Here is an 8,288-nt window from a genome sequence, read left to right as displayed (position 1 = left end):
GACCCGTGAACACAGCATGGAACCCCAGTTTCCCGGCCTACCTCCCCCACCGCAACGACACAACCTATCCGGAGGTTTTCAAATGAGGCAACGAATCACTGTTCCCGGAGGTATTGCAATGAGGCAACAGGTAACCCGATGGCGCGGAACGAGTGCTGGTTTGCGTGCAGGGACCGCTAGGCCAGCGTGATCAGATCCAGGTAGTCCTCGTTCCAAAGGTCCTCAACGCCATCGGGCAGCAGAACCACACGTTCCGGGTTGAGGGCCTCGACTGCTCCTTCATCGTGGCTGACGAGGACGACGGCGCCGCTGTAGTTGCGCAGCGCACCCAGAATTTCGGCGCGGCTGGCGGGGTCCAGGTTGTTTGTGGGCTCGTCAAGGAGCAAGACGTTAGCGCTGGACGCCACGATGGTGGCCAGGGCAAGGCGGGTTTTCTCGCCGCCGGAAAGGACGCCCGCCGGCTTGTCGACGTCGTCGCCCGAGAACAGGAACGAGCCGAGGATGCCACGTACCTCTGCGTCCTGCATGTCCGGCGCAGAAGAGCGCATGTTTTCCAGGACCGTACGGTCGACGTCGAGCGTCTCATGTTCCTGCGCATAGTAGCCAACCTTCAGCCCGTGTCCGGGGAGAATTTCGCCGGTATCCGGCTTGTCCACCCCGGCGAGCATGCGCAGCAGGGTGGTCTTGCCCGCACCATTGAGGCCGAGGATGACCACCTTGGAGCCGCGGTCGATGGCAAGATCGACGTCGGTGAAGATCTCGAGCGAGCCGTAGGACTTGCTGAGGCCTTCGGCTGTAAGCGGGGTTTTCCCGCATGGTGAGGGATCGGGGAACCGGAGGGCGGCCACGCGGTCGTTTTCACGCACAGCCTCCAGGCCCTTCAGGAGACGCTCGGCCCGCTTTGCCATGTTCTGCGCGGCGACGGCCTTGGTGGCCTTGGCCCGCATCTTGTTGGCCTGGTCAAACAGGACCTGGGCCTTCTTCTCGGCGTTGGCGCGTTCACGCTTACGCGCACGCTCGTCGGTTTCACGCTGGAGCAGGTAGCGCTTCCAGTCCATGTTGTAGAAGTCGATCTGCGCCCGGTTCGCATCCAGCAGGAAGACCTTGTTTACGGTGGCTTCGAGTAGTTCGGTGTCGTGGCTGATCACGATCAGCCCGCCCTGGTGGTTCTTGAGGAAGTCGCGGAGCCAGGAGATGGAATCGGCGTCAAGGTGGTTTGTCGGCTCGTCAAGGAGCATGGTCTCGGCGCCTGAATACAGGATCCGGGCCAGCTCAACACGACGGCGCTGGCCACCGGAAAGCGTTTTGAGCGGCTGATTGAGGATGCGGTCGGGCAGGGCAAGGTTTGAGGAGATCGATGCTGCCTCAGCCTCGGCTGCATAGCCGCCACCCGCCAGGAATTCGGCTTCCAGGCGGTCGTAGCGGTTCATGGCCTTGCGTTGAACGGTGGCGTCATCGCTGGCCATATCCTCGTGGGTCTGCTTGAGTTTGCCCACCACGACGTCCAGGCCACGGGCGGACAGAATGCGGTCGCGTGCCAACTGTTCCATGTCCGGCGTGCGAGGGTCCTGGGGCAGGTAGCCGATTTCACCGCTGCGCGTCACTTTTCCCGCAGCCGGAAGACCCTCCCCCGCCAGGACCCGGGTCAGGGTTGTCTTTCCTGCACCGTTCCGGCCAACCAGTCCGATCTTGTCTCCCTTGTCAACGCGGAAGCTCACCTGGTCCATAAGGAGACGGGCGCCGGCGCGCAGTTCAAGATCCTGGACGGTAATCACAGCAGGTAATGCCTTTCACAACAGGGAACGCCGCAGCACAACGGATGGGATCTGTTGGGGCCGGGGCAGGTAGCCGAGAGAACGGCCTCTACCAGTCTACCGGCAGGGTCCGCAACGCCTGAAACGCAGAAGTTCACGGCGGAATGGGCCGCAGTTCTCGTGTGCCGCTAGGCTCGGCGAATGTACACCGTAATCACAGCAGACGTGTCCCAAGCACAGCACAAAGCGGCGGTGGGAGAACTCCTCCAGCAGTATCACCGCCAAACGGAGCTGGAGAAGGCGATCCATGGGATTGGCTTACAGACTGAAGGAATGCCACTGCCCGCGAAATACCAGGATGAAATCGATGATCCTGAAGGGTCCTTCGCGCATTCCCACGTGCTCGTCGCCACCGATGGGCCCGACGTTGTGGGGATGCTCGTGCTCACGGTTGACTCCCAGGCAAGTGAGGTGAAGCGGTTATGGGTGGCACCTTCAGCCCGAGGCCTTGGGATCGGCTCGGCCCTCCTTCAGCAGGCACTGCGCGTCGCGAAGGAACTCAAATCGCAGGCAGTGCGCCTGACGGTATGGCCGTGGCGTGAGCCTGCGCTGCATTCCTACCGACGCCTGGGGTTCGTGGATGTTCAGTCCTGGGACAGCCGCTCAGGGCTCGTATGCATGGAGCTGGTCCTTGCGTAGAACAATGCCGGGTTCCGGGATTAGTAGACCCCCTACAAAATAACCGCACACGTGGGGACGTATCGTCAGAATCCAAAGGTAGTTTCGTGCTGGCGGTTCCTGCCGGCACCCGAGAACAGGATTCATCATGACCCAAATTGACAATGCCGTCACCACGGATTCCCCGACGCGACGCAAGCGTTGGAACGCCACCGATCTCGGTCTCATCGCAGTCTTCGCCGCCCTTGTTGCCGGTTCAGCACTTATTGCCGCTATTCCCGTCGGCGGCCTCGGCGTGCCCATTACTCTGCAGACGTTGGCGGTCATGCTCACCGGACTCGTGCTGGGCCCGGGACGTGCGTTTGCCGCCGTCGGGCTCTACGTGCTCCTGGGCCTGGCCGGGCTGCCCATCTTCAGCGGCGGCCGCAGCGGTCTGGGTATTCTGGCGGGGCCTTCGGCGGGCTACATCATTGCCTTCCCGCTTGCCGCCGCAGCGGTGGGTTGGCTCACCGTCCTGATCATCCGCCGCACAGTGAAGTACCGTGGCGCCCTGCTGTTTGCCGCCGCCATGGTGAGCAGCATCGTGCTGGTACACGCCTTGGGTGTGCTTGGAATGGTAGTCAACGCCAAGCTCGAACTGTCGAAGGCTGTCCTTGCCGACCTTGCTTACTACCCCGGTGACATCATTAAGAATGTCCTCGCTGTGACCATCGCCCTCGCTCTCCACAAAGCCTTCCCTGACCTCCTCGTCCGTCCGGCCAGGAGCCAGAGCCGGCTGCCGTGAACTCCATAGTCCTCGACCAGGTGAGCGTCGAGGTCGTCGTCGATGGCGCCGCGGGGTCCAAGGTGCTGCTGACCGGGATCTCCCTGACGCTGACTGAACAGCGTGTGGGGGTGATCGGAGCCAACGGGTCCGGAAAGTCAACCCTGCTCCGGCTTCTGAATGGCCTGGTGGAGCCCAGTTCGGGCAGAGTGACAATCAAGGGAAAGGACACCCTTCGGGACGTCCGCTCTGTTCGCCGGGAAGTGGGTTTTGTTTTTACCGACCCGCTCTCGCAGTTGGTGATGCCGACGGGCCGGGAGGACGTGGAGCTGTCACTTCGGCGTTCCATCCGGAACTCGCACGAGCGTCGCCGGATCGCCGAGTCAACCCTGGAGCGCTTTGGATTGCTGCCGCTCGCTGACCAAAGCATCTATGAACTTTCCGGTGGTGAACGGCAGCTTCTTGCCCTCGCGACGGTGTTGGCCGTTGAGCCGTCTGTACTGGTGCTGGATGAACCGTCCACCCTGCTGGACCTTCGCAACCGGGAACTCCTGCGCCGCACGGTTGCCGGGCTGGAACAGCAGGTGGTGATGTCCACCCATGACCTGGAGCTGGTTCAGGACATGGATCGGGTCCTCGTGGTGGACAACGGAAGGATAGTGTTCGACGGCGCCCCAGGTGCCGCCGTCGCGCATTACCGTCAGCTGTCCGCAACTTCCCTTCCCCCGCTGCCGCCAGCCGCACCGGCTGTGCAAGAAGCCCGTGAACCGCTCGGGGCCCACCCCGGGGACTATCAGTGAGCGGTTCTAACTTCCTGCTGGTGAATTACGTGCCCGGGACCTCTCCGATCCACCGGGCACCTCTCTGGCTGAAGTTCCTGGGCGTATTTGCCAGTGGCATGGCATCATTCCTGATCGTGGACTGGGCGGTGTCCGCCGGCGTCCTGGCACTCATGTGCGCGCTGTTTCTGGTGAGCGGCGCCGGCGTCCGGAGACTTTTCCGTGCTGTGCGGCCCGTCCTGCCCGTCCTGCTCGTGATCGGATTGTTCCAGTGGTGGCAGCTGGGGGCACCGACAGCGGGGCGGATCGTCCTGAATATCCTGGTGTGCATTGTGGCTGCCTCGCTGCTGACGGCCACAACTCCCATTCAGCGGCTCCTCGACGGTGTGGTCAGCGCGGCGCGTCCGTTCCAGCGCTTCGGAGCCGATCCTGAACGCTTCGCCCTGACCATTGCCATCATGCTCAGGAGTATCCCGTACATCGCGGGTGCCTATTCTGACGTGCGGGACTCAGCCCGGGCGCGGAGCCTTGAACGGAACCCCCGGGCACGTATTCTTCCCGTCTTCATCACCACCGTGGCCTTCGCGCGCCAGACCGGTGACGCTCTTGCCGCACGCGGGTTGGGCGAAGCCGACGACTGACACCAACTGCCCGTTGCCGGCAGTGAGGCGATGACGTCTGAGTCTTCCGGTCAGGTGATTGACCCATACCGGAATAGAGCCGCGGTCCCCATCCCTCCGGCGATGCTGATCATCGCCAGTGCGAGCTTCTCCTGTACTGGTGTCCGGCGGGCCTGGGCCAGCAGCCGGGTCACGAGAACGGCGCCGGAAGCACCATAGGCATGGCCTAAGGCGAGTGCGCCCCCGTCGCGGTTGACCTGGCCCGGATCCAGGTTCAGCAGGTCGAGGCAGGCCAGGGTCTGCGAGGCGAATGCTTCATTGAATTCCACCAGGTCCACGTCCTGGGCTGTGATGCCTTGGGCGGCCAGGAGCCTGGCGGCAGCGGAAGCAGCTCCAATCCCCAAAAGCTCCGGGTCCACCCCTGCAGTGTCCGTCCCGAGTACCAGAAGCCCGTCCCGGGCCCCGAGCTCGCGTGCCCGCTGGATTGTGGTGATGACGACGGCGGCTGCTCCGTCGGCGTCGAAGCATGAGTTGCCAGCCGTGACAGTTCCGGGGGTGCGGAAGGCCGGGGGGAACCTTGCAAGCACTCCGGCCGTAAGCCTGGGGCGCGGCCCATCGTCGGCGTTGACGGTGCTACCGGCGCTCATGGTGCCGGCGGCGATCCGGAGAGGTTCTATCTCGGCCTCGAAAAATCCGGCCTTTGCCGCTTCCAGGGCACGTCGGTGGCTTTGCAGTGAGAAGGCATCCTGGCGTTCCCTGCTGATGCCATAGTGCGCCGCGACGTTTTCCGCGGCGAGGCCCATGTCCGGGTCCCCGTAGCTGCGTGGCACAAATTGCGCGCGGCTGAAAAACTCGGGCTCACCGGCGATCCCCCGATGGGCGCGCAACGGGGCTGTGCTGATGCTCTCTACACCGCCAGCCAGGAAGGCACCGTTACCGCCCGCGGCCACCATGCGGGAAGCGAGTACGATCGCGTCCAAACCCGAACCGCATTGCCGGTCTACGGTGACCCCCGGCACGCTGACGGGCAGTCCGGCCTCCAGCAGCGCGAGCCTCGCGACGTTCCCGTTTGCGCCCACAGCGTTGCCGATCACCACGTCAGCGACGGCGTCGGCCCCCAACCCGGTTTCCGTGAGCAGGGAGCCCAGCAGGGGTGCCAACAGTTCGTGCGCCCGCAGCGAGCTGAGCGCTCCTCCTGAACGGCAAAGAGGTGTGCGCCGGGCCGCGATAATGACGGGCTGACGGTCGTCCGGCAGCATGCTCCCACCTCGGGAATCGTGGCGTCGGGGCTCAGACAAGGCGTCGCGCCTTCCTGTCGCCCTCGCCGATCCAGTCGATCAGAAGCTGACGGCTGACCTTGCCCCGGTCAGTCAGCGGCAGCTCGTCCAGGACGTAGTACTGAATGGGACGCTTATCTCGGGCCAGCACTTCTTCGAGCCCTGTTTTCACCTGTGTGGCAGTGACGCCGCCGTGGGAGGGAACAATTCCCGCCACAACCCTCTGACCGCGAAGATCGTCCGGCATTCCGGCAGCTACAGCGGCCGCGACCCCGGGCACTGAAGCAAGGGCCAGTTCCACCTCATGCGGGTAGACGTTCTTTCCTGAAGTGATGATCATGTCCGATCGGCGGCCAAGGATATGCAGCTCACCGTCCGCCAGGTAGCCCTGGTCCCCCACGGTGTACCAGTCGCCAAAGCGTCGAAGTGCCTGGCCGTCGTCTCCCCACAAATAGCCGTTGCTCACCATGCCGCTTCGTACGCAGATGTTACCGTCAACGCCCTCTGGCAGGATCCCGCCGTCGTCGTCCATGATCAGGACTTCCACGCCGGGAAACGGCCGCCCGATTCCCGACCCGCCCGGCGAAGGCGTCTGGCCGGGGGCGAGCCCCAGCCCGGAGACAAAGCTCAGTTCCGAGGCGCCGTAGTACTCGAAAAGGGTGGCGTTTGGTGCCCACCTCCGGGCAGCCTCAAGCGTACGGGCGTCCAGCTTGGACCCGGCGCAAATGATGCTCCGGACTCCGGAAGCATCCACTCCTCCCAAGAGGCCGCGCTCGCTCAGGAGCCTGAGCATTGTGGGTACCAGAACCAGGCGGGTTATTCCATCGTGGGTGATGGCGGCATGGACATCCCCGACGTCAAAGTTTTCGAGGGTATGGAACTCGGAACCCGCATAAAGGCACTCGGATAGGGCGTAGAGGTTCAGACTCGACGCGAGGGGTCCGGGGGCCATGGTCTTGTCCGTTGCATCGAGTCCAAAGAAGGCCATGGAGGCCTGGAAGGAGAGAACCCAGGATTGCCGCGAACGCGTAAAGGCTTTGGGAACCGAGGTGGTGCCGGAGGTCATTCCGATGAGGAAGCTGGAGTCTGCGGGTCCGTCGGCCAGTTCGGTTCCTGCAGCCGGGGCGGGCGCACCTAGGCGTGAACGGACCTCGCTCCGCAATTGCTCAGGCCAGGACGGATCCAGCACGGCGCACTGCCGCTCCCCCGCCACCGCCGCGGCGAAACGGGCGACAAATTCCAAGGAATTCCCGTCCTCCAAGAGGGTCACCTGCGGTGACTCCGTGACCAAATCAGCGGCCAGCTTCTGGAGGGACTCCCAAGTCAGCCCTTGGGCACCAACAACAATGGCGGTGTCGTCGGGACGTTCATTGGCCCAGCGCTGGAGTTGGTCGAGAAAAGGCATCAGAGCCACTTTACCGCCGCAGCCAGGTTCCCTCACCGCCCGGCCGGACTATTGTGACGTTATGAGTTTCAATGACAATGTCCCCTTGGATCCATCACAGGTGCAGGACCGTCGAGGCATGGGGCGGGGCACCAAAATCGGCGGCGGCATCGGCGGCGGAATCGTCCTCCTGCTGGCGCTTCTGTTCGGTGTTAATCCGCAACTGCTCGAAGGCCTCGGGGGAACTGTTCAGGACCCCTCAGCGCAGAGCCAGGGAACCGCGCCCGCGTGCAGAACGGGAGCGGACGCAGATCAACGACTTGATTGCCGGATCGTCGGGACAGTAAACAGCCTGAATGCCTTCTGGCCGGCCTACCTCGCCCAATACAACCGGCAGTATCCGCAACCCGAAACTGTCATCTTCCGCGATGCAACTGACACCGGCTGCGGAGCGGCCACTTCAGCTGTGGGCCCGTTCTATTGCCCGGCAGACACCACGGCATACTTCGACCCGGGATTCTTCCAGGAACTGGTGGACCGTTTCGGTTCATCAGGAGGCCCGCTTGCCCAGGAGTATGTGGTGGCCCATGAGTTCGGCCACCACGTCCAGAACGTACTGGGATACCTGGACCGCGCCCAGCAGGATCCGCAGGGGCCTGAATCAGGCGCTGTCCGGGTGGAACTGCAGGCAGATTGCTATGCCGGACTCTGGGTCCGCCACGCGACCACCCAGCCGGACCCTGTTTCCGGACAGCCGTTCCTGGATCCCCTGACCGAACAGGACCTCAACGACGCACTGTCGGCAGCGTCCGCCGTCGGCGATGACCGCATTCAGGAGGCCGCAACGGGAAGGGTGACCCCCGAGGCTTGGACGCATGGTTCCAGCGAACAACGCCAGCGGTGGTTCTACACGGGCTATTCCACGGGCGACATCAACCAATGCGACACCTTCTCGGCCGCAACACTCTAACGGCAAATTGAAGCGTTAAGCGCGACGGCGGTCCGTCACCTTCGCGGGAAGGTGACGGACCGC

At 63.6% G+C, this 8,288-nt stretch carries 8 protein-coding genes; 5 read left to right on the top strand and 3 right to left on the bottom strand.

Annotation, left to right across the window (positions count from 1 at the left end):
* Nucleotides 1-176: 176 nt before the first annotated feature.
* Nucleotides 177-1,775 carry an ABC-F family ATP-binding cassette domain-containing protein gene (locus MU551_RS22855; protein WP_247048864.1) on the bottom strand — a complete coding sequence of 533 codons (1,599 nt, stop codon included), beginning with the start codon at nt 1,773-1,775 and terminating at the stop codon, nt 177-179.
* A 180-nt stretch (nt 1,776-1,955) separates the two neighbouring features.
* On the opposite strand from MU551_RS22855, the gene MU551_RS22850 reads away from it, so the two are divergent.
* The 4 genes from MU551_RS22850 to MU551_RS22835 all read left to right on the top strand — a co-directional run bounded on the left by MU551_RS22850 (nt 1,956) and on the right by MU551_RS22835 (nt 4,615).
* Nucleotides 1,956-2,453 carry a GNAT family N-acetyltransferase gene (locus MU551_RS22850; RefSeq protein ID WP_247048863.1) on the top strand — a complete coding sequence of 166 codons (498 nt, stop codon included), beginning with the start codon at nt 1,956-1,958 and terminating at the stop codon, nt 2,451-2,453.
* 127 nt (nt 2,454-2,580) lie between these two features.
* Entirely contained in the window at nt 2,581-3,216 is a 636-nt protein-coding gene (locus MU551_RS22845; RefSeq protein ID WP_247048862.1) for a biotin transporter BioY, read from the top strand.
* Nucleotides 3,213-3,995, top strand: coding sequence for an energy-coupling factor ABC transporter ATP-binding protein (locus tag MU551_RS22840; RefSeq protein WP_247048861.1), 783 nt, complete (start codon nt 3,213-3,215; stop codon nt 3,993-3,995). Before MU551_RS22845 ends, MU551_RS22840 begins: the two co-directional genes overlap by 4 nt.
* Entirely contained in the window at nt 3,992-4,615 is a 624-nt protein-coding gene (locus MU551_RS22835) for an energy-coupling factor transporter transmembrane component T family protein (RefSeq protein ID WP_247048860.1), read from the top strand. The genes MU551_RS22840 and MU551_RS22835 overlap by 4 nt, the downstream gene beginning before the upstream one ends.
* Before the next feature lie 50 nt (nt 4,616-4,665).
* Here MU551_RS22835 and MU551_RS22830 read toward each other — a convergent pair whose 3' ends face one another.
* The gene (locus MU551_RS22830) at nt 4,666-5,853 is read right to left on the bottom strand and encodes a thiolase family protein (protein WP_247048859.1); all 1,188 of its coding nucleotides are present in this window, start codon (nt 5,851-5,853) and stop codon (nt 4,666-4,668) included.
* A gap of 31 nt (nt 5,854-5,884) precedes the next feature.
* A complete protein-coding gene (locus tag MU551_RS22825) occupies nt 5,885-7,276 on the bottom strand; it encodes a class I adenylate-forming enzyme family protein (protein WP_247048858.1) in 1,392 nt (463 codons plus the stop codon).
* Between the two features lie 61 nt (nt 7,277-7,337).
* Here MU551_RS22825 and ypfJ point away from each other — a divergent pair, with 61 nt between their 5' ends.
* Entirely contained in the window at nt 7,338-8,225 is an 888-nt protein-coding gene (gene ypfJ, locus MU551_RS22820; protein WP_247048857.1) for a KPN_02809 family neutral zinc metallopeptidase, read from the top strand.
* The last annotated feature ends 63 nt before the right edge of the window (nt 8,226-8,288 follow it).

Source organism: Arthrobacter rhizosphaerae (assembly GCF_023062595.1).
GTDB classification, from domain to species: domain Bacteria; phylum Actinomycetota; class Actinomycetes; order Actinomycetales; family Micrococcaceae; genus Arthrobacter; species Arthrobacter rhizosphaerae.
This window is presented reverse-complemented; position numbering and strand designations above follow the sequence as displayed.

What these genes read in the sequence shown, in the direction of transcription:
- MU551_RS22850 (WP_247048863.1), top strand. Translation starts at nt 1,956, where the DNA reads ATGTACACCGTAATCACAGCAGACGTGTCCCAAGCACAGCACAAAGCG.
- MU551_RS22845 (WP_247048862.1), top strand. Translation starts at nt 2,581, where the DNA reads ATGACCCAAATTGACAATGCCGTCACCACGGATTCCCCGACGCGACGC.
- MU551_RS22830 (WP_247048859.1), bottom strand. Translation starts at nt 5,853, where the DNA reads ATGCTGCCGGACGACCGTCAGCCCGTCATTATCGCGGCCCGGCGCACA.
- MU551_RS22825 (WP_247048858.1), bottom strand. Translation starts at nt 7,276, where the DNA reads ATGCCTTTTCTCGACCAACTCCAGCGCTGGGCCAATGAACGTCCCGAC.
- ypfJ (WP_247048857.1), top strand. Translation starts at nt 7,338, where the DNA reads ATGAGTTTCAATGACAATGTCCCCTTGGATCCATCACAGGTGCAGGAC.